At 64.0% G+C, this 19,905-nt stretch carries 16 protein-coding genes, 1 tRNA gene, 2 rRNA genes, 5 pseudogenes and 1 other annotated feature (1 of these 25 running past the window's edge); of the genes and pseudogenes, 11 read left to right on the top strand and 13 right to left on the bottom strand.

From position 1 onward, the window contains the following. From JL100_RS16480 to JL100_RS36850, 6 genes and pseudogenes are all read left to right on the top strand, one after another. A 23S ribosomal RNA gene (locus JL100_RS16480) occupies positions 1-985 on the top strand (it extends 1,758 nt beyond the left edge of the window). 104 nt (positions 986-1,089) lie between these two features. Further along, positions 1,090-1,204: ribosomal RNA gene (gene rrf, locus JL100_RS16475) — 5S ribosomal RNA — on the top strand. Between the two features lie 74 nt (positions 1,205-1,278). After that, positions 1,279-1,355, top strand: a tRNA-Met gene (locus JL100_RS16470). A 420-nt stretch (positions 1,356-1,775) separates the two neighbouring features. Next, positions 1,776-2,770 (top strand): annotated as a pseudogene (gene istA, locus JL100_RS36860) (IS21 family transposase); the annotation flags it as partial. 6 nt (positions 2,771-2,776) lie between these two features. After that, entirely contained in the window at positions 2,777-3,205 is a 429-nt protein-coding gene (locus JL100_RS36855) for a Mu transposase domain-containing protein (RefSeq protein ID WP_407697022.1), read from the top strand. Between the two features lie 92 nt (positions 3,206-3,297). After that, on the top strand, positions 3,298-3,723 hold the full coding sequence (locus JL100_RS36850; RefSeq protein ID WP_407696864.1) for an ATP-binding protein: 426 nt from the start codon (positions 3,298-3,300) through the stop codon (positions 3,721-3,723). On the opposite strand, the gene JL100_RS16455 is transcribed toward JL100_RS36850, so the two are convergent. The 4 genes from JL100_RS16455 to JL100_RS16440 all read right to left on the bottom strand — a co-directional run bounded on the left by JL100_RS16455 (position 3,661) and on the right by JL100_RS16440 (position 7,594). Next, on the bottom strand, positions 3,661-5,286 hold the full coding sequence (locus tag JL100_RS16455) for a recombinase family protein (protein ID WP_202685652.1): 1,626 nt from the start codon (positions 5,284-5,286) through the stop codon (positions 3,661-3,663). The genes JL100_RS36850 and JL100_RS16455 overlap by 63 nt on opposite strands. A gap of 114 nt (positions 5,287-5,400) precedes the next feature. Continuing rightward, positions 5,401-5,796, bottom strand: coding sequence for a helix-turn-helix domain-containing protein (locus JL100_RS16450; protein ID WP_202685653.1), 396 nt, complete (start codon positions 5,794-5,796; stop codon positions 5,401-5,403). Next, entirely contained in the window at positions 5,730-6,740 is a 1,011-nt protein-coding gene (locus JL100_RS16445) for a recombinase family protein (RefSeq protein WP_228421365.1), read from the bottom strand. Before JL100_RS16445 ends, JL100_RS16450 begins: the two co-directional genes overlap by 67 nt. Positions 6,741-7,168: 428 nt before the next feature. After that, complete coding sequence (locus tag JL100_RS16440; RefSeq protein ID WP_228420753.1) at positions 7,169-7,594, bottom strand: recombinase family protein; 426 nt, start codon at positions 7,592-7,594, stop codon at positions 7,169-7,171. A 250-nt stretch (positions 7,595-7,844) separates the two neighbouring features. On the opposite strand from JL100_RS16440, the gene JL100_RS16435 reads away from it, so the two are divergent. Next, entirely contained in the window at positions 7,845-8,339 is a 495-nt protein-coding gene (locus JL100_RS16435; protein WP_407696863.1) for an ATP-binding protein, read from the top strand. Positions 8,340-8,493: 154 nt separating this feature from the next. Here the strand turns inward: JL100_RS16435 and JL100_RS16430 are convergent, their stop codons facing one another. The 4 genes from JL100_RS16430 to JL100_RS16420 all read right to left on the bottom strand — a co-directional run bounded on the left by JL100_RS16430 (position 8,494) and on the right by JL100_RS16420 (position 11,699). Then, entirely contained in the window at positions 8,494-8,793 is a 300-nt protein-coding gene (locus tag JL100_RS16430) for a transposase (protein WP_407697021.1), read from the bottom strand. A 167-nt stretch (positions 8,794-8,960) separates the two neighbouring features. Continuing rightward, a complete protein-coding gene (locus tag JL100_RS36845) occupies positions 8,961-9,152 on the bottom strand; it encodes a hypothetical protein (RefSeq protein WP_202685655.1) in 192 nt (63 codons plus the stop codon). A gap of 76 nt (positions 9,153-9,228) precedes the next feature. Next, a complete protein-coding gene (locus tag JL100_RS16425; protein ID WP_202685656.1) occupies positions 9,229-9,648 on the bottom strand; it encodes a transposase in 420 nt (139 codons plus the stop codon). Positions 9,649-9,791: 143 nt separating this feature from the next. Beyond that, on the bottom strand, positions 9,792-11,699 hold the full coding sequence (locus JL100_RS16420; RefSeq protein WP_228420752.1) for a family 16 glycosylhydrolase: 1,908 nt from the start codon (positions 11,697-11,699) through the stop codon (positions 9,792-9,794). 304 nt (positions 11,700-12,003) lie between these two features. Between JL100_RS16420 and JL100_RS16415 the strand changes: the two genes are divergently transcribed. Next, complete coding sequence (locus JL100_RS16415) at positions 12,004-12,231, top strand: hypothetical protein (RefSeq protein WP_202685657.1); 228 nt, start codon at positions 12,004-12,006, stop codon at positions 12,229-12,231. Positions 12,232-12,480: 249 nt separating this feature from the next. Here the strand turns inward: JL100_RS16415 and JL100_RS16410 are convergent, their stop codons facing one another. The 4 genes and pseudogenes from JL100_RS16410 to JL100_RS36835 all read right to left on the bottom strand — a co-directional run. Next, the gene (locus JL100_RS16410) at positions 12,481-12,831 is read right to left on the bottom strand and encodes a transposase (protein ID WP_228420751.1); all 351 of its coding nucleotides are present in this window, start codon (positions 12,829-12,831) and stop codon (positions 12,481-12,483) included. 267 nt (positions 12,832-13,098) lie between these two features. Continuing rightward, positions 13,099-14,522, bottom strand: a pseudogene (locus JL100_RS16405) (IS3 family transposase); the annotation flags it as partial. 48 nt (positions 14,523-14,570) lie between these two features. Next, positions 14,571-14,834, bottom strand: coding sequence for a transposase (locus tag JL100_RS36840; RefSeq protein ID WP_407697020.1), 264 nt, complete (start codon positions 14,832-14,834; stop codon positions 14,571-14,573). A 47-nt stretch (positions 14,835-14,881) separates the two neighbouring features. Continuing rightward, positions 14,882-15,100 (bottom strand): annotated as a pseudogene (locus tag JL100_RS36835) (transposase); the annotation flags it as partial. A gap of 152 nt (positions 15,101-15,252) precedes the next feature. Here JL100_RS36835 and JL100_RS16395 point away from each other — a divergent pair. The 3 genes and pseudogenes from JL100_RS16395 to JL100_RS16385 all read left to right on the top strand — a co-directional run. Next, positions 15,253-16,031 (top strand): annotated as a pseudogene (locus JL100_RS16395) (IS3 family transposase); the annotation flags it as partial. Next, positions 15,531-15,647, top strand: a sequence feature (AL1L pseudoknot). Its footprint overlaps the pseudogene before it by 117 nt. Positions 16,032-16,644: 613 nt before the next feature. Beyond that, positions 16,645-18,159: a group II intron reverse transcriptase/maturase gene (gene ltrA / locus JL100_RS16390; RefSeq protein ID WP_228420749.1), complete on the top strand. Its 1,515-nt coding sequence runs from the start codon at positions 16,645-16,647 to the stop codon at positions 18,157-18,159. A 67-nt stretch (positions 18,160-18,226) separates the two neighbouring features. Continuing rightward, positions 18,227-18,718, top strand: a pseudogene (locus JL100_RS16385) (IS3 family transposase); the annotation flags it as partial. Positions 18,719-18,985: 267 nt separating this feature from the next. On the opposite strand, the gene JL100_RS16380 reads toward JL100_RS16385, so the two are convergent. Beyond that, complete coding sequence (locus JL100_RS16380; protein WP_202685537.1) at positions 18,986-19,903, bottom strand: glycosyltransferase family 2 protein; 918 nt, start codon at positions 19,901-19,903, stop codon at positions 18,986-18,988. Positions 19,904-19,905: the final 2 nt, after the last annotated feature.

The following is a 19,905-nucleotide window of genomic DNA, read 5'->3' as shown; positions in this document are numbered from 1 at the left end:
GGCGGCCGTAACTATAACGGTCCTAAGGTAGCGAAATTCCTTGTCGGGTAAGTTCCGACCTGCACGAATGGCGTAACGACTTCCCCGCTGTCTCCAACACCAACTCAGCGAAATTGAATTCTCCGTGAAGATGCGGAGTACCCGCGGTCAGACGGAAAGACCCCGTGCACCTTTACTCCAGCTTTGCAGTGGTGCCAGGGTTCCCATGTGTAGGATAGGTGGGAGGCTTTGAAGCCAGGGCGCCAGCTCCGGTGGAGCCATCCTTGAAATACCACCCTTGGGATCTCTGGCATCTAACCGCGCTCCCTGAACCGGGAGCCGGGACCCTGCATGGCGGGGAGTTTGACTGGGGCGGTCGCCTCCCAAAGAGTAACGGAGGCGCGCGAAGGTTGGCTCAGAGCGGTCGGAAATCGCTCGACGAGTGCAATGGCATAAGCCAGCCTGACTGCGAGACCGACAAGTCGAGCAGAGACGAAAGTCGGCCATAGTGATCCGGTGGTCCCGCGTGGAAGGGCCATCGCTCAACGGATAAAAGGTACGCCGGGGATAACAGGCTGATCTCCCCCAAGAGTCCACATCGACGGGGAGGTTTGGCACCTCGATGTCGGCTCATCACATCCTGGGGCTGGAGCAGGTCCCAAGGGTTCGGCTGTTCGCCGATTAAAGTGGTACGTGAGCTGGGTTTAGAACGTCGTGAGACAGTTCGGTCCCTATCTGCCGTGGGTGTCGGAGTGCTGAGAGGCGCTGTCCCTAGTACGAGAGGACCGGGATGGACGCACCTCTGGTGTACCGGTTGTGGCGCCAGCCGCATCGCCGGGTAGCTAAGTGCGGACGGGATAACCGCTGAAAGCATCTAAGCGGGAAACCCCCCTCAAAACAAGCACTCCCCGAGAGCCGGGATAGACCATCCCGTCGATAGGAGGCGTGTGGAAGCGCGGCAACGCGTGAAGCTAAGCCTTACTAATCGCTCGATCGGCTTGATCCCAACGCGGCGCGTCACGCGCAGCAGCAAGCCCGCAGAACAAAGCATCCGTCGAAGACGCATCGCATCCTCATCACCTGCCCCAAGGCACCCGGGCGCTTGGTCGACCTGGTGGTCATAGCGAGGGGCCCGCACCCGATCCCATCCCGAACTCGGCCGTGAAAACCCTCCGCGCCAATGGTACTGCGTCTCAAGACGTGGGAGAGTAGGTCGCCGCCAGGTCCACCAACCGCCCGGAAGCCTCCAAGGCAGGACCAACCGTCACGAATTCTCCCATCACATGTCCCGCACCCTGACGCGGGGTGGAGCAGCCCGGTAGCTCGTCAGGCTCATAACCTGAAGGTCGCAGGTTCAAATCCTGCCCCCGCAACCAGATCAGCCCGTTAAGTCAATGACTTAGCGGGCTTTTCTTTGTCTCTAGCGGAGCGCGGTAACAACGTGTCCACTCTGTGTCCGAAACTAGCGTGACCGGAACTGGCGATTGGTGGCGTCAACTGAGTAAGCCTCCACCGAAAGCCGCCTTGATTGACGGTTGGGGGTAGCTGACGTTCGCGTGGCGTGTTATTCGGCATGCAAAGTTGGCTCTTCCGCAAACTTGATGCATATTTTCATCGATTTCGGCCAGTTGTGTTCATGGAAACCGGACACCGATGTTCATCGAAACCGGACAACCGTTTTCATGATTTCGGCCACCCGTTTTCAGCCCGGACAGCACCCGTGAAAGGCAAGTTGGGCGTCTGACCTCACAGGCGCGGTATGACTGTCCCCTTTGGTCCAGTCCAGGGGGCGAGGCGTGCCGCGGGAAAGGTCAGACATGCGACGAGTGAAGGAACTTCTGAGGCTGGCCCACGAACTGGGCTATTCGAAGCGGCAGATCGCGCAGTCGATCCGCATGCCGAAGACGACGGTGGGCGACTACCTGGCGCGAGCCGATGCTGCCGGGCTGCGCTACGCCGATGTCGCTGGGATGAACGAGGAAGCGGTGGAGGCGCTGCTGTTTCAGCGGGCCGCTCCGCCCGACAAGCGTCCGGTGCCGGACTGGGCGTGGGTCTCGGCCGAGCTTGGCAAGCGCGGCGTGACCCTGATGCTGGTCTGGGAAGAGTACCGCCAGCAGCACCGGGACGGCTACAGCTACAGCCAGTTCCGGCGCCACTTCCTGGACCACACCAGCGCCGGCGCTGAACCGCGGATGCGGCGGGAGCATGCTCCGGGAGCCGCCTGCGAGGTGGATTACGCCGGCATGACGCTGACCATCAGCACGGCCGAGGGGCCGCGCCAAGCCAGCGTCTTTGTCGCCTGCCTGCCGTTCTCCGGCTACCTCTATGCGGAAGCGACCTGGACCCAGACGGCCGAGGACTGGCTGGCCAGCCACGTCCGGATGTTCACCCACCTTGACGGCGTCGTGCCGAAACTCGTCCCGGACAATCTCAAGACCGGCATCACCCATGCTAGCTTCTACGATCCGGTGGTCAACCGCTCCTATCACGAGCTGGCGCGTCACTACGGCACCGGCGTTGTTCCGACGCGGGTGCGCCGTCCAAGAGGAGCTTTAGCTAACGCCTTCGGCGGTACAAGGCCGCCGCCGAAAAGGGCGTCCAGATTGTTGAGACCCAGGTGCTGACGGCGCTGCGCAACCGCGTGTTCTTCACGCTGGACGAAGCCAATGCGGCGGTCCGGGAGCTGGTCGCCGCGGTCAACGCGCGGCCGCTGACGACCGACAGGACGCTGACCCGGCGCATGCTGTTCGAGGAGCAGGAGAAGCCGCTGCTGAAACCGCTGCCGGCGGAGCCCTTCGTGATCGGCCGCTGGTTCCGTTACAAACTGGCGCCCGATTATCACGTCAGCATCGAGGGCGTGGCCTACTCGGTGCCCTACCGGCTGATCGGCCGGCACGTCGATGTGTTCTGCACGGTCAGTCTGGTCAGCATCTTCCAAAAGGGCCAGCGGGTTGCGGCCCATGCCCGCCAGGATGCCGAACCGGGACGGGCGACGGTGACGCTCGATGAGCATCGGCCGCCCAATCACCGCGCCGCAGTGCTGCTGACGCCGGAGACAGTCCGGGCCGAGGCTGCCGGCCTCGGCGGTACCTCGGGCTGCTGGCCGACAGGATCTTCGCCGATGCCGATCATCTCGACCAAGCCGCGCGTAAGGTCGCTGGCCTGCTGCGACTGGGCCGGCTGCACGGCACCGTGGCTCTGCAGGCCGCCGCGACGGCAGCCCTGAGCGCCAACGTGCGCTCCTACCGCTTCTCCAGCAACTGCTGGTCAAGGGCCGGATCGAGGCCCTGGAGGATCCCGCCGGCGGCCTTGGTCCCCATGCCAACCTGCGCGGCCCGGCCTACTACCACTGACTGCCCGGAGAGAAACCATGCATCACGCCAATCTGGAAAACTGAAATCCCTGCGTCTGTTCGGCATGGTCCGGGCACTGCAGGAGTTGACGGGGCTGGGCGACCGTGGCCGGCTCGACTTCGATGATCAGCTCGCTCTGCTGATCGAGCGGGAAACGGCTGATCGTACCAATGCCGCTCTGGAGATGCGGCTCAAGCGCGCCCGCCTGCGGCAGGCGGCCTGCTTCGAGAACCTGGATCTGAAAGCGACCCGCGGCCTGGACACGAGCCTGATCCGCGATCTGTTCACCTGCCGCTGGATCGGTGACAACGTCCAACCATGGTGCCTCTCAAGCGTCATCGGGGTGGTCGAGCCGGCGCCCCGCCGTGTTCCGGAGGCGCAGGTCGCGTAGGCGGTCAAGTTCGGCCGCGTCCGCACGGATGAGCCAAAGCGTGCGCCCGCCCGCCTCGGCCCGCCGCACCGTGAGCCATCCGCGGGCCAGCCACCGGTGCAGGGTGGGTTCCGGGATGGCCAGCTTGGCCGCCAGCTCGATCAACGTGTATTCATGCTTGCCGTGCCGCTCGACCCGCCGTGCCGGGCTGTCGTGGCTGGAGCGCACGATGCCCAGCCGGTGCAGCAGCGCACCGACCATTGGGCCGTTGAACGTGTCCCGGCGCTTGGGCGGACGCCAGCCTTCCGCGTTCAGCCGCTCGGCGATCTCCGGCGCGCTCAGCCCGTTCCGGGCCAGGGCCTCGATCCGCGCCAGCAGCGCGGCGCACGTGCTGAGCTGGTCGAGGCGCCGGACCGGCCGGGTCAGGGCCGTGCGGGTCCGGTTGCCGCCCGCCCAATGGCACTCGACCTCCACTTTCTCGCTGTCGCCCTGGACCGTGACCACCACCCGGTCCAACAGCAGTCGCGCGATCGCCTGGCGGTCGGCGGCCGTCGTGGTCGCCGCCCGCCACAGGGCCGGGAGGTCGTCGGCGAGGCGCCGGATGGCGGCGCGTTCGGCCTCGCCCAGCCGTTTCGGCTGGCGGGCGAGCAGGCGGTCATGCTCCTCGGCGAGCCGGACCTGCTCGGCGAGGGCCTCCTCCCATTGCCGCTCCAGGGTGCGCGCGACCAGCCGGTTGTCTGGATCGACGGCCTTGTAGCGCCGCTCGGCCTGGGCGGCCTCGTGGCGAGCCCGCTCCAGGCGCTGCTCCCCTTGCCGGTGCAGGGCCGCCCGCTCCAACTCGACGTCCTCGGCCAGCTGCAGGCTGGCGTCGAGGGCGGCCGGACGGAGCGCCTCAAGGATCAGCCTGGCCACCAGGTCGTCCAGCGGCCGACCGACCAGCGACTGGCACAGGGCCGCGGCGTATTCGATCGCGTCGCGGCAGCACGCGTAGCGCAGGTCACGGCCGTTGTTCCGGTAGCTCGGCGCCATCCGGTGGCCGCAGACCAGCAGGCCGGACAGCAGGGCTGGCCCGCCGCGGGGCACGTTGAAGGCGTCGGCACGGTTGGCGGCCAACTGGGCGAGGTTCCTCTCATACTGCTCCCAGCTGATATAGGCCGGGAGCCGGTCCTTGAGGAGAACGCCCCAGCGCTCCGGCCCGTTCACGACGCGGCCGGTCGAAGGCCGCCCGGGCCGCTGACGCCGCGGATCGACGGTGCGCCGGCCGTAGACGTAGGCGCCGGCGTAGATCGGGTTGTGCAGCAGATCCTGTAGCGTGGGGCGGTTGGGCCGGCGCCACACCAGGTCGCCCTTGACCGCGCCAGAGCGCTCGTGGTCCGGCAGGCGGATGTCGTGGTCAACGAGATAGGCGAGTACCCCGCCGAGCGAGCTGCGCCGCTCGAACACGTCGAAGACCAGCTCGATAGTCGCCCGGACCTGTTCGTCGGGATCCTTGACGACCTCGCCGGAGGGCCGGCGGACATAGCCGCGCGGCAGCGCCATGGCCATCTCGCCGCGCTGCGCCTTGGCCTGCCGGCCCTGGTGCATGCGCGCCTTGAGGACGTGCAGCTCGGCTTCCGAGAGCCTGCCCTTGAGGCCCAGCAGGAGGCGATCGTTGTAACAGCCGCCGGGATCGTACGACCAGTCATGATGATGCCCTCATCAGTTTGCTGACTGCGTGCAGTCGATATGATCAACCGCGTCCGATTTCAGCGCTTCGAACCTGGCGAGCATTTCATCGGTGTCCGGGACGAGGAAGCGGCGCGTTTCGGCATCACGCACGATGGCAATCCTGCCGTTTCGGATACGCCGCTCGATCCAGTCCCGGGAGACCTGGAGCTTCCTGGCCAACTCGGCCAGGGTCAACCATCCCGGAATATGCCAGGGATGGGTCGGTCGCCAATCGCGCAGCACGCGATGGGACTCGCGGATATGGCGCACCGTGTCTACGGGAACGTGGCCACAGCGGGCCGAACGGTGCCCCTCGGCAGTCAGCTGGGCGGCGATGGTCGCGTCGTCGATCCCCTGGCGTGCCAGGTCGAGGAGCCGGGCCTCCATCTCGGCCCCGCGCGGCAGCACCCGGTGCGTGTACACCGCGACCGCCACCTCAAGGTCGGAGACTGCGCCGCTACAGCGCCGCCGCGCCAGACGATGCGCACGCTGATACGATCCGTCGCTGCCCGTCGCAGCACGACCTTATCAATCAAACTGCGGAGCAGCGCCTTTCTGCGCTCCCTGTTCATGTCGGGCTCTTCCCAGAGCGCCGGCAGTTGGAGGCCGAGAGCGAGGAACCGCTCCCGGTCCTCGTCGGACAGCGTCTCCGGCGCGGCGCGCTCCGCCCGGTGTCGGGCCAGCGCGTCCTCGGCCTGGCGAAGCTCGCGCAGCGCCAGCTCCCAGCGACGCTCCAGTTCGCCGGCAACATTGCGGTTGTCGGGGTCGACCTTGTTGAACTGGCGCTCGGCCAGTAATGCCTGGTAGCGCAGGCGCTCGATCTGCTGGGCCTCGGCGCGATCGAAAGCTTCGTCCGATCGGTGTCGGACTTCCTGAGCGTGTGTCCACGTCTCCAACTCAGCCGGCGTCACCGCCGCGAAGAACGCCTCCACCACCTGCGTGTCGATCGGATCGGCGGGAAGGTGCTGGCACACCGGGTCGCCCTGGGAGCGATGCAGGTAGTTGCAGATGTAGCGGTTGCTGCCCCGATATTGCACGGCCATTTTGTGGCCGCACTGTCCGCACCACACAATGCCCTGGAGCAGCGCGGCGCCGTCGCGGGGCACGCCGCGCGTCCGGTTCCGGTCGTATTCCGCGTGGTTGTCGCGCAGCATCGCCTGGATCCGCTCGAAGCTTTCCCAAGTGATGTAGGCCGGGTATTTGCCCTTCACAACGATCTTCCACTCCGCCATTGGACAGGGTTCGGTCATCAGTTTGCCGTTGGGATACAGCATGTGGCGGGAACGGGTCCGGCCGTAGACGAAAGCCCCGGCATATGCCGGGTTCTTCAGGATCCGGGTGATCCGATCGAGCGTACAGGTGCCGGGCCGTCACGAGTTCGGAAATCATCGATCACCCTCCCGATGATGGTGATGGGATCGTCGAGGAGGGTTCGGCGTCAGCTTGGGGACAGGGGCAAGCAGCGGTTTGCGGGGCCAGCCGCCGGATCCCGTCCTCCCGGAAGGCAACCTGAACCAGATCCTGAATGGCCTCGAGCGAGAGCTTGCTGAATGGCAGGGCCAATGGCGTTGAGCACAGGCTTGTCACCTCGATCCGAATCCTCAACACGGCGCGGCCGCGATCATCGATATAAGCGTGCCCGTTTCCATGTCGCAGGCCGGTCACCGAAATCAGCGGAAAGCTCCGGCCGTAGAGTGGATGCCTCGGATCTGTGATCGTGATCTGTTCAGACCGAGCATTCCTCGACCGAGTAGGGGTATCAAGAAGTGGGATCGTACACGCCGTCGTTGTCGCCGATCAGCGTGCCGGCCAGGGCGCAGATCTCCAGGAGATGGTACCAGTCCCGGCAGGAGCGGGCGAGCCGGGAGACTTCGAACCCGAGGATCAGGCTGACGTGCCCGAGCCCGACCTCCGCCACCAGGCGCTGGAAGCCGGGCCGCCCGGCGGTGGACGCGGCGGAGCGGCCCAGGTCGTCGTCGATCACCAAGACGCGCTCCCGCGTCCAGCCCAGCCGGACGGCGTGTTCGACCAGGGCGTACTGCAGGCGGGTCGATTCCTGGTTGCGCTCGACCTGCTGAAGCGTCGACTGCCGGACGTAGACGACCGCCAGGCGGTCACGGTGCCGGTCGTCGACCTTGCCCGGCGGCGCGGTCGTCCGGGGCATCGGCGGGGCAGGTTCGCTCATCGCCCGTCTCCCGGCCGGCCCACACCGTCAACTGCCGATGGGCGAGGCGGCCGATCAGCACGGCCAGCCTGCGCCGCCGGTCCGTCGGCGGGTCCCGCCACACCGTCCGTGTCCGATCTTCCGCTGCCGTCATCGCGGTTCGCCACCCAGTGGGCCAGCGCCAGCAACGATCTGTGTCCAACGCGCGGGCTGATATCCAACAGCACTGGATGTTCAGCGGTTCCGAAGCTGGTGTATCGAGCACCGCCACGTGATCCTGACTGGGGCGACTGGCACCGGTAAAACATGGATCGCGTGCGCGCTCGGCAATCAGGCGGCACGGGAAGGCTTCAGCGTGCTCTACTCCCGGCTGTCGCGCCTGCTGGACGACATCGCAACGGCGCGCCTCGGCTCGGGAGCCGGGGCTCTGATGCGGCGGCTTGCCAGGGTCGATCTCCTGATCCTCGACGACTGGATGATGAGTGAGCTGACCGCGCCCCAGCGGCGGGATCTGATGGAGATCGTCGATGACCGCCATGACCGCGGCTCGATCATCCTGGCCTCCCAAATCCCCCTGACCAGCTGGCATCGGGCGATCGGGGATTCCACTTACTCCGAGGCGATACTGGACCGCATTGTTCGCGCCGCCTACCGGGTTGAACTTCAGGGTGACTTCCTGCGCAAACCCGCTCGCGGTGGCACCGCCCCCTCCGGCAGCGCCATCGATCAACCCACTTCCAACCTCGAGAAAACAACCGTAAAGTGAACTTGCGTCAGACGCCCACGGCTGGCCCCGCCCCATGGGGCGGGGCCAGCCGTCGCCCTCGCGAAGTGCCTGCCATGGTTTAAGCGCAGGTGGCCGGATTGATGAAAATGCTGGTCGGATTCGTGAACATATGCAAACTTGATGACGCTGGATGTCAGGCCGCCATTACCCTGATGCGCAGGAGATCGAGCTTCACCCGGCCATACATGGAGCGCTTGATCAGCTTCAGGCGGGTGATCTGGCCTTCGGCTTGGCCATTGCTCCAGGGCGTGGCGAGAGCGGCCCATACAGCGGCAAGGTCGTGGCGAAGCCCCTCGGCGGAGGGCCGGAGATCGCTCTCCAAAGCTTCCGCCAGCCAGGGTGTCAGATCGTCGGCGCCGTGCTGCCGGACCATGCGTCCAAACCGCTGGGCGAGATCGTACAGGGCCGCGATCGCGGGCGAGATGCTGAACAGACGCTCAGGATAAAGCCGCTCCTCGGATGGCCAACCGGCGGCGGGTCGGAGCGGCGAACGCCGATGCCACGCGCTCCGGCCGCGATACCAGGCGCTGGCGGGTCACCCACTCGGTCACGACCCGTTGCCCGCCGGCGGAACCCAGCTTCACAGGTTTCCCGCCACAGCTAGGCGCCGTTGCGGCAGCCTACCGCCCACCGTCGCTCCAGCATCGCCACATAGGGCCTCAGCGAACTCTGCCGGGGTCGCCGTACCTCGGGCTGAACGCCACGCACCAGCTTGCGCATGGTGTTCCGGCCCAGACCAAGCTGCCGGACAATTGCCTTGATCGACCTGCCCTCGCCATGAAGGCGAACCACTTCGTCCCAGGCGGTCCGGCGGCGCTCTCACCCCTCATATTGCTGGCGCTCGACGCTCGTCATCGGCGGTGGAGTGTCATTCGACTCCGGTTCGCCGGTGACTGGTCTGTGTACTTCCTGGGCCGCTGCGTGCAGGGTTGGTCCATGTCGACCCAGAGCGGTACGAACCATCCGGCCGAGGTTTTCCAGCAGGTGCCAACGATCCGCTGCCTGAAGCACCTGGGGTGCGCGGAGCGGCGTCAGCATAGGCGGCGCTGCGATCGCGGCTGATCACCTTGATCTCCGGTTGCTCCACTAGCCGCCGGGCAACCGTGTCGGCTTCCCGGTCGGCCAGCAGATCCACCACCTTGCGGCGCTCCAGATCCACGACGATGGTGCCATAATGATGGCCTTTGCGCCACGCCCAGTCATTGATGCCGATAGCCCGAACCACAGCCGGTTCCTCAGGTTCGATCCGGCCGACCAGCCTGAGCAAGGTGTGGCTGCTGGCCGGCATGGCAAGACGCTCTGCCAGACGTGCGCCGCAGCCTGAACCCGGCAGCTCCTCCACTTATCCGCCGAAAAATCTGTTCAGACAAGCGGAGCCACCTCAGAAACCCGGAGCCGTCTCTCACGGGGTGCGCTCTTCGGCGCTCAGCACTAGAACAAAAAATTGTAAGATTCTGGAATATGTTTCATTCCGACTATGTCCAAAAGCGGTTCCAAGTACATGTCTGCTGCGGACGCCTCTACGGCACTTGACGTAGCAGGCAGATATGCCCCCTGCTGTTCCGTCACGTCGAATGCCGTGGTCTTCACGGATGCCGGAAACAGGTGTTTTTCGGCGGATATCACCAGCGTTCCGTTCCACCACATGGCGGACCGCCCCGGGAGGACGTCCCGTCCGTCTAGTGCGCCCCGGTCATAGACCACATCGGAAGACGAAAGCGCGAAGGACGTTCCGTTGATGGAGATCTTCCCGACGTGAAGGTTCCGATCGACGCCGTTGATAACCGCGTCATTGTCGAATTGTACCTGCACCTTATGGAGCTGGTCAGCCGCTACGTCCGTTTTGAAGATGAAGTTCTTCGTCGCCGTTCCAGCCGTCGCTGCGCCAATCTTCTTTCCATCTACAAGCACGTTGAAATGGGCGTTCAAGCCTTCAGCTGCGGTCCCACGGGCGCTGACGGCGATGACGGCATGGCTACTAGCAGCGGCAGGCGACGCAGAAGGAGTTGCGTCGGCAACCATGATAAACTGCTCGGCCTTGAGCAATGAGGCCTGTACCTTCCGGAAGGTGATGGTCTCTTTACTGAGGTTGAGAACGGTGTCTGAGCCGCTCTGCCCGAGTTGTGCCTGGAGGTCTCGAAACGTGGTAATGCCGAAGGCTTCGAGGCGTAATCGATCGTTCGCACCGAAGTCCGTGATCGTGTCGCCAGCTTCGCCATTGCGGATGACGAAAATGTCCGAACCGCCATTGCCGGTGAGGGTGTCGCTGCCCGGTCCGCCGTCGATCCGGTTGTCAAGGCCGTTCCCCATCAGAGTGTCGCGAAAGGCAGATCCCGTAAGATTTTCGATATTGACCAGGGTGTCGCCGTCGGCATGACCGCCCTTGGCGAACTTGTCCTGCAGATTGACGGACACGGCGCCCGTTGAGCCCGCATAGTACGCGGTATCGATCCCCGCACCCCCATCGAGCGTATCCTTCCCCATGCCCCCAATCAGAATGTCGTTTCCGGCTTTGCCCGAAAGCTTGTCCGTACGCGTACTCCCAGACAACCTGTCGTCGGATGAGGTTCCGGCGCGCAAAATGGGCTGGGTCACGGTGTCCTCATAAGCGCGGACATAGTCGATGTGCATCTGCGCGGGGAACGATGTCGTGGCGTCTGGTGAACCAGGCCAGCTTCCACCCACCGCCAAGTTCAACAGCATGTACATGGGAACATCGACGAAGTTCGGCTGCCGGAACGTCGTTTGGCCATCCACGTACCAGATGATCTCGTCCGGCGACCACTCCAATCCAAACGTATGAAAGCCGTCGGATGCATTGATACCATAATAGCTATTGCTCGCACTCGGCAGGTCCGGACGGTGGACCGTTTGATAGACACGGCCGGGTGCGTCACCGAGAACTTCGAAGATGTCAATCTCACGGTTACCATAATTTCCGTCTCCTACCATCCAGAAGGCCGGCCATAAGCCTTTCCCTGTGGGCAACTGGCTACGGACTTCGAAGTAACCGTAGGTCTGCGTGTGCGCACTTGTTAGCAGCCCCGACGTGTAAGGCAGGTTCTCAAAGTGAGATTTCATTTCTGGCGGCGTCGGCTTTGCCTCTATCGTCAGAACGCCATCTTTTACCAAGAACGGATTGAGACCCAGAGGCCTGTCGGAGTTCCCTTTGAAACCGGGATCGACGTAGTTCTGAAGCTCTTTGTTCCCGGACAGTGTCCTTAACCCACCCCACCGGGAGAAATCCGTAGTCCAGGACAGGTTTGGGAAGCTCGCCGTTACATCGGTAAATTCATCGGCGAATGCTAAATGATAACCGTCGAATGTGTTTGATAGCATGACTTGTTCCGAGGTGATGGCAACGACGGCCCATCATTCGGTGGCAAAATTTTAGGAAATATAAAGCTGCTAGAGTCAAAGTTTGGTTAAATTGGAGAGCGCTGACGGTCCCCAAAGTTTGATCTGCCGCTGATGAAGTTGGAGACCGGATTGTCCATCTGGGAGAGGCGATGGAAGATTGGAAAACAACCCTAAGCTGCCGATGGAAACTGGTAAATAAGCCGGGCCGAACGTCATTCAGCGCTGGAGCGCCGCCCTGAAGCGCGAAACCGTCCTCCGCCTGCTACGAAGTGAGTCGCTCGACGTGGTCTCCCGAGGGATCGGAGTCGAGCCCTATCGCCTGGAGCGTTGGCGCGACAAGGTGCTGGCGGCGGCGGATGCTGGCCTGAAGGAGCGCGCCGACGGCGATCCCGTTCAAGCTGGTATCGACGCTGTCCAAAAGCGAGTCGGCGAGTTGGGCATGGAGAACGAACTGCTGCGCGACAAGATTGGGCGCTTGGCGGCTGCAACCCTTTTTCACTGGGCGAGGTAGCGTGGATGAGCGCGGGGACCTCGCCGTCCACTCAGCGCCCCTACGCTATGCAGCGGGTCTGCCGCACTTGGCCATACCGCGATCAACCTTCTGGGCAAGCCGCCCGGCCGACTGCGCTCCCCGCCCGGCCACGCGGACCCCGACCGCCGGTCGATGACCTTAGCCTGCTCACCGCCATCGGGCCGATCTCGCCCCCTCGCCGTTCGCCGGCGAGGGGGAATTGCGAGGTCTGACTGCCCGTTTTGAAAGTCATGGAGGTGGCAGGCGCTTTCGATTTGGGTGGGCGAGGCGCTGTAGCATCATGCGAATGGCTGCGAGGGTGACCATGGCTTCGGAGACTTCTGGCAATTCTTCATAGTCTTTGGACAGGCGACGCCATCGCCCGAACCAGCCGAATGTTCTTTCAACGATCCATCTGCGAGGGATGACGACGAAGCCAGTTGTCCCGGCGATCCGGCGGACGATGATCAGCGTCAGGCCGAGCAGGAAGCAGGCGAGCAGGACCGGCAACCGATTGTAGATGCTGTCGGCGAAGACGACCTGGAGCCAGCAGTAGAGGTGCTTAATCTTCTTCAGCAGATCCCAAGCGGTACATGTCAACGCGTATGAGACAGCTGCTCGTTTTGTCGTAGCTCAGGGTTGGGGCTGACTGCCGGCGGGGTGGTTTTCCCACGGCCGTTCGTCCGCTTCCAGGATGCCGGCGCTCTCGGGCCGCGCAAGGCCCTTCCGTCCCGCCCCGTGGGCGGGTCCCTCGAGAAGGACCTTGCCCGTTCCCTCGTGCGCCGGCGGTGAGGTCGGCAGGCCGGGACGGCGGGATGGCCGCTGTTCAGCCGAACATCGGGATGAGGGATGTGCGCCGCCGCCTTCCTCCGGCGCGGCCGGCGGGTTGATCCAGACCGCCGCGGGCGGTGCGGGAGCTTCGGGCCGCTTGCTCACGAAGCGTTCGGGATGCCGGCGGTGGACGTCATCGAGCACTGCCTGCCGTGCCGACCGGATCGCGCCGGTGTCGCCATAGTGGACCTGGTGCGGCGTCATCAGCGCCAGCCCGGAGTGCCGGTGCACGGTGTTGTACCAGGCGAAGAAGGTGCGGCAGAACACCCGGGCGTCCTGGATCGAGCCGAAGCGCTCGGGGAAGTCGCGATGGTACTTCAGCGTCTTGAACTGCGCCTCGGAGAACGGATTGTCGTTGGACTGCTGCGGCCGGCTGTGGCTGCGCGTCACGCCGAGGTCGGCCAGCAACTCGACCACCGCCCTGGCCTTCATGGCGCCGCCGCGGTCGGCATGCAGCGTCAGCCGGTCACGGGCGACACCCTGTTTGCGCACGGTCTGCCGGATCAGCCGCTCGGCAAGCGCGGCGCTTTCCCGGTAGGCTACCGTCCACCCCACCACGGCGCGGCTGAAGATGTCGAGAATGACGTACAGGCACAGCCACGTGCCCTTGACCGGCCCCTTCAGCTTGGTGATGTCCCAGCTCCACACCTGGTTGGGGCCGGTGGCCAGCAGTTCGGGCTTGGTATAGACCGGATGCCGGCGCTGCTGCCGGCGCTCCCGAACCTCGTCATTGGCGGCCAGCAGGCGGTACATGGTGCGCACCGAGCACAGGTATCGCCCCTCGTCGAGCAGCGTGGCGTAGACCTGGGCCGGGGCGGCATCGACGAAGCGCTCGCTGTGCAGCAGGTCGAGAACCTGACGGCACTCGGTCCTGCTCAGCGCGCGCGGAGGAGAGGGCCGGCGCACCGGCGGGAGGGGCGGCCCGACCTGGCGCAGCCTGTCGCGATGGCGGTAGAAGCTGGCGCGGGGGACGCCGAGCGCCCGGCAGGCGGTGGCGACGTCCACGGCCGGGACCGCCTGCTCGATGGCGGTCATCACCTGCGCTCGCCCGGATCGGTCGAGCCGAGTGAGGTCTCCAGCAGCTGAGCGACTTTTTTTTGGAGCTCGATGATCGCCTCGGCGCGGGTGAGCTGGTCGCGCAGGCGAGCGTTCTCCCGCTCCAGGCGCACCACGTCGTTCTTGTGAGGATTGGCCGGCGCGCTCTTCGGCCCCGATCTGGCCGGCGCCGGTCCGTGCAGCGTGCCGGCGTCGCGCTGTCGGCGCCACCGTCCGACATTGGACGAGTACAGACCTTCACGACGCAGGATGGCGCCGACATCACCGGGACGGGCGCGGTCGATCTCGTCCAGGATGCGCAGCTTGTCGGCCACGCTGAACGTCCGGCGCTGGGGCCGGTCACTCACCTCCGGGTCCGGTGGTGAAAGCGGGGTTCCGGTTTGGGGTAGGGAAGTCATGCTCATCAGGTCCTCAACAGCGCCCTCTACTGATCAGTTCAGCAGGCAACTGTCTCATCCGACGTTGGCACAGAGGGAAGCGCTGTCGGCGTCCTGGATATCGGCAGCGTGAACGAGGACACCGAGCAGAAAGCCAGAGGTATCGACCCCGATATGGCGCTTGCGGCCCTTGACCTTCTTGGCGGCATCGTAGCCGCGAGAGCCCCTTTTTCCGTGGTTTTGACGGTCTGGGTGTCGATGATGACAGCCGTCGGGCTGGCCTCTCGACCTTCGGTCTCGCGCAGAGTTATGACCAGATAGTGGCGGATGGTTTCCCACACACCACCCTCCAGGAAAGTTCGGAAATAGCCATAGACTGTTTGCCACGGTGGAAAAGCGGGAGGCGGTGGCAGGTGGCGCCACTGACACCCGGTGCGCACGACATAGAACAGGCCATCCAGCATCTGCCGCATATCGGTGGTCCGGGGCCGACCGCCCGGCTTCGGCGGCGGGATGAACGGCTCGATCAGGCGGTACTGATCATCGCTCAAGGCCTGACCGGAACCATAATCCCCAACCAGCGCTCGATCCTCGGGTGTCCACATTGCGGCCTCCAGAATGGGCATCTCCGCCCTTCCAAACAGCTATAGACGTGACCCTTCCCCCGCGCTCAATCGGACTGGCTGCACTTTTAAAACGGGCAATGAACCGCACCGGGTTTACCGGAGGCCCCGTTTCTTGAGAGACTGGGGTCATCATGACGAAACAAGCATCACCTAAGTTTGCCCCTGAAGTCCGCGAACGCGCGGTTCGGATGGTGTTCGAGCACGAAGGGGAGCACGCTTCGCAGTGGGCGGCGATCAGCTCGATCGCGGCGAAGATCGGCTGCACGGCGGAGACGCTGCGGGGCCGGCAGGCCGAGCGTGACCAGGGGAAACGGCCTGGCTCGAGGACGGACGAGCAGGAGCGGATCAAGGCGCTGGAGCGCGAGGTCCGGGAACTGCGCCAGGCGAATGAGATCCTTCGCAAGACATCTGCGTATTTCGCCCAGGCGGAGCTCGACCGCCCGTTCAGGAAATGATCGCCTTCATCGACGAGCAGCGCACCGTCCACGGGGTCGAGCCGATCTGCAAGGTTCTGCCGATCGCCCCGTCGACCTACCGCGCCCATGCCGCCCGGCGGACTGACCTGTCCAAGGCGCCGGCCCGCTCGCACAGCGACGCGGGGCTCAGCGTGGCTATCCGGCGGATCTGGGATGAGAATTTCCAGGTCTACGGGGTCCGGAAGGTCTGGCGGCAGTTGCGGCGGGAAGGCCTTGACGTGGCGCGTTGCACGGTAGCCCGCCTGATGCGGCGCATGGGGCTGAAGGGGGTGACACGCGGCAAGACGGTACGGACGACGATCAGCGACCGGGCGGCACCGTGCCCCGCCGACCGGGTGAACCGCCAGTTCCAGGCGTCCTGCCCGAATGCCTTGTGGGTCGCGGATTTCACGTATGGTGCGCCTCGTCCCGGATGGTCCGGGGTGCATATCGCTGGAATGCTGATGAGAAAGGAGGGAAATGAAGAAAGCCCTGCCCTCTGCTGTGAGGGGGCATGAGCCCAAGCGGCGGTGACCTGCCGTCAACTGGCAGGGTGACGTAGCCCGCAGGTAAAGGGAATTGAGGCGAAGCCGTTACGCCGAGATGGTTCCCGAGGCTGTAGCACTGGAAGGTTGAGGAACACGAACCGGTTAATCCGCATCCGAGGGCTGAAATGTCGCCTTCGCCTACACGGCTTAACAGGCGGAATGCTGATGAGGCCGCCGGAGACGTATGTCGGCGGCATCCGAACGCAGGTGCAAATGTAGGGCACCTGCGGGGAGCCATGGAGAGAACGCAGCCAGGCCATGGCATCGGCATCGACTTGCGGGACGCAAGGACAAGGACTGCGACCGGCAACCGACCCAGTGCGTGAGACGTCCAGCATATGAACGAGGGAAGGCATGATGGAATGCCAAGGGATTGACTCCGATGTCCATCATGCTGGCGGAGTCCTCGTAGTAGTCTGCGACAGGGAAAGCCTGTCACATGGCGAAGGAGGACAGTTCAATCAGCTTGGAGTGCAGACTACCTGACCCAATGAGGTGAAGACCTTTGATAATCAGCGAAATGCAGCACAAGCTCGCGACATGGGCCGAGAGCGACCCGAACCGTCGGTTCGATCGACTTCTCCGGCTCATCGCCAATGGAGCGTGGCTTGCCGAAGCCGCCCGGATCGTACTGACGTCGAGTGGCGCCAATACGCCGGGTCTCGACGGAATGGATAAGCAAGGAATGCAGGCTGGACTGGCGGAACATCTGGCCAGCCTGCGGACCGACCTGCTCGACGGGACTTACCGTCCACAGCCGGTCAGGCGAATCTATATCCCGAAAGCCAACGGCAAGCGACGACCGCTGGGTATCCCAACCCTGACCGACCGTATCGTCCAGCGTGCGATGCTGATGGCCATGGAGCCGATCTGGGAAAGCGACTTCCATCGTCTCTCCTACGGCTTCAGGCCGGAGCGCAGCGTGCATCATGCTGTCCGGACCGTGAAGATACAGCTGCAGGATAGTGGGTCCGGGACGAAGGGACGCTGGATCATCGAAGGTGATCTGGCGAGCTACTTCGACACGGTCCACCACCGACTGCTGCTTCACTGCGTTCGCCGGCGGATACGCGATGAACGGTTCGTCGATCTGCTCTGGCGCATCCTCAAAGCAGGCCACGTTGATCGGGGCTTGTTCGTGGCAGCCAGTGAGGGTGTTCCGCAAGGCGGTGTGTTGTCGCCGCTCCTGTCCAATATCATGCTCCACGAGTTTGATGCGTGGCTGGAGGCGAAATACCTGAACGGCAAAGCCCGCAAGGATCGTTGGGCATGGAACTTCGGCATACAGCAGGAGCGTCCTGTTGCAGTTCGCGAGAACCGGCAATGGAAACCTGCTGTCGCCTATTGCCGCTATGCCGATGACTTCGTCGTTATCGTCAAGGGCACCAAGGCGCATGCCGAGGTGATCCGCGAGGAATGCCGGGTCTTTCTGGAAGACCGCCTGAAGCTGACGTTGAATATGGACAAGACCCATATCACTCACGTTGACGATGGTATCGTCTTTCTGGGACACCGGATCATTCGCAAGCGGGGATCGAGCGGACGCATGTCCGTGGTCACCACGATACCCAAGGAGAAGGCCAAGACCTTCGTTCACCGCCTGGTCGAGGCACTCTCCGGCAATCATGATATCGCCTCGGTGGACATGATCGACAGCCTGAACCGTCAACTGACGGGCTGGGCCGCGTTCTACAAGTTCGCCGACTTCACGGCGCGCACGTTCCGGCGCATCGACACCGTCGTGTTCTGGAAACTGGCGCACTGGCTCGCGAGCAAATATCGTTCAGGCATCAAACCCTTGATGCGGAAATGGTATCGCGCTCCGAACCCTGGCCAGACGAAAACCTGGTTGGTTTACGGCCGGAATGGACAGGGTGCTCCTGTCGGCAAGGGACTGCGCCGCCTGGTTACCAGCCCGAAGGCGCAGTTCCGGTGGCGCAACCCGGAGCGAAATCCCTACATCTTCAGGGACGAGCTTCGGAATACCGTCACCTCCCGATACCATGATGTCGCAATGGCCTTGGGCCAAGGTTGAATGGAGAGCCGTATGCGCTGAAAGGTGCACGTACGGTTCGGGGAGGGGAAGCGCTTCAGCGCTTCCTACTCCACTCGCGACGTGGCAGGGCTTCGTCTACGTGGCCTTCGTCATCGACGCCTTTGCCCGGCGGATCGTCGGCTGGCGGGTCTCAAGCACCGCCCACGCCGGCTTCGTGCTGGATGCCCTGGAGCAGGCGCTCCACGACCGCCGGCCTGCCAAAGGCAGCGGTCTCATTCATCATTCCGACCGTGGGTCGCAATATGTTGCTATCAAGTACACCGAGCGTCTCACCGACGCTGGCGTCGAGCCCTCCGTGGGAAGCGTTGGCGACAGCTATGACAACGCCTTGGCCGAGACGATCAACGGCCTCTACAAGACCGAGGTGATCCGCCGCCGAGGGCCATGGCGCACCCTGGAGGCTGTCGAGTTCGCCACTCTGGAATGGGTGGACTGGTTCAACCACCGGCGCCTGCTCGAACCCATCGGCAACATCCCTCCCGCCGAGGCCGAAGCGCGCTACTATGCTCAAACCGAGCACGTCCCAATGGCGGCGTGACTCAACCAAATCGGCCTCCGGAAATCCCGGCGCGGTTCAACCAGTTTGTGCGCCATGCCCCCGCCAGCCCAGGTCCTCCTCCACTAAGCCGTGGGACATGATCCAACTGCGGGCGCAAAGATCATGGAGATGTAGGGGCAATAGCGCTCCGAAGTGTCGACCTGTTAACTAAGGGATACTGGTCAATTTTCCAAATCGTGAATGATATGGGGCTAATAGCTGATGGCGGGTACCTCGTTGACGGAGGGCGGACGGCGGGATGGGGCGTCAGGTCAGTCGGAGGTTCTGGACATAGCGCTTGATCAGGCGCGGTGCCGCGCCAGCCCAGCCGAACGCGCCGATGGATTCAATCAGGATCGCGTTGTTGCGCAGGAAGTCGAAATACCAAGTGTTGCCCTTGCGGGCTCGGCTGCCACCGCTTGGGTGCGGATAGTGCAAGATAATAGCATCGCCCACATAGGCGCCCGTCCGCCCCTGCCGCTCAAAGCGTTGCCCAAGTTCGGCCCCGTAGCCCCAGGCATTGCCGATGAAACGCGGGTCGAAGCCGCCGACAGCGCGGAAATCCGCAGTTCGCGTCGCAAAATTGCCTTCCATGGGAGCGTTGATGCGCGCTCGCCCGGGATGGCAGAAGTTGGTGAAGATCAGGCCGAACCGCGTTGTCCAGCCGATGATCCGGCCATTGACACGGCACTCCACTGGAACCAGGAAGCCCAGTAGTTTTTCCGCCCCGATGCGGAGCACCTCGGAGATGGCGGACCGGCTCTGGGTGACGTTAACCTCCCGCCCCGAGGTGTAGGCAATGCGGGAGTCGCTGTTGAGTGCGGCGAGGTGCGCCTCCAGCCACCCGACGCAGGGCACCGCGTCGTCGTCGAGCAGCAGTACGACATCGGCAGTGGATGACGTAATGCTGGTGTTCAGAGCAGATACCACGCCCGGCTCCCGGTGGTGGTCGAGACGGATGCGGCCATCCCGCGCGACCAAGGCAGCCAGATCGTCGTGCGCCGCCTCGCCCTGGACTGCTAGGCAGAGCGGCATGTCCGGATAGATGTGCCGCACCGCCCGCACAGTCTCGTACAACCGTTGCGGTCGGTTATAACTGGGAATAATGATCTCGCAGCGGTCCGGTATCGTCCCGTCCGCCGCTCGATTAGCCGCGACGTCGCCAGAGCACATAATGTCACACATCG

Origin of the sequence: Skermanella mucosa (genome assembly GCF_016765655.2) — a bacterium.
Taxonomy (GTDB): Bacteria; Pseudomonadota; Alphaproteobacteria; order Azospirillales; family Azospirillaceae; genus Skermanella; species Skermanella mucosa.
The sequence above is the reverse complement of the archived record's forward strand: the minus strand, read 5'-3'. Positions and strand labels throughout refer to the sequence as shown.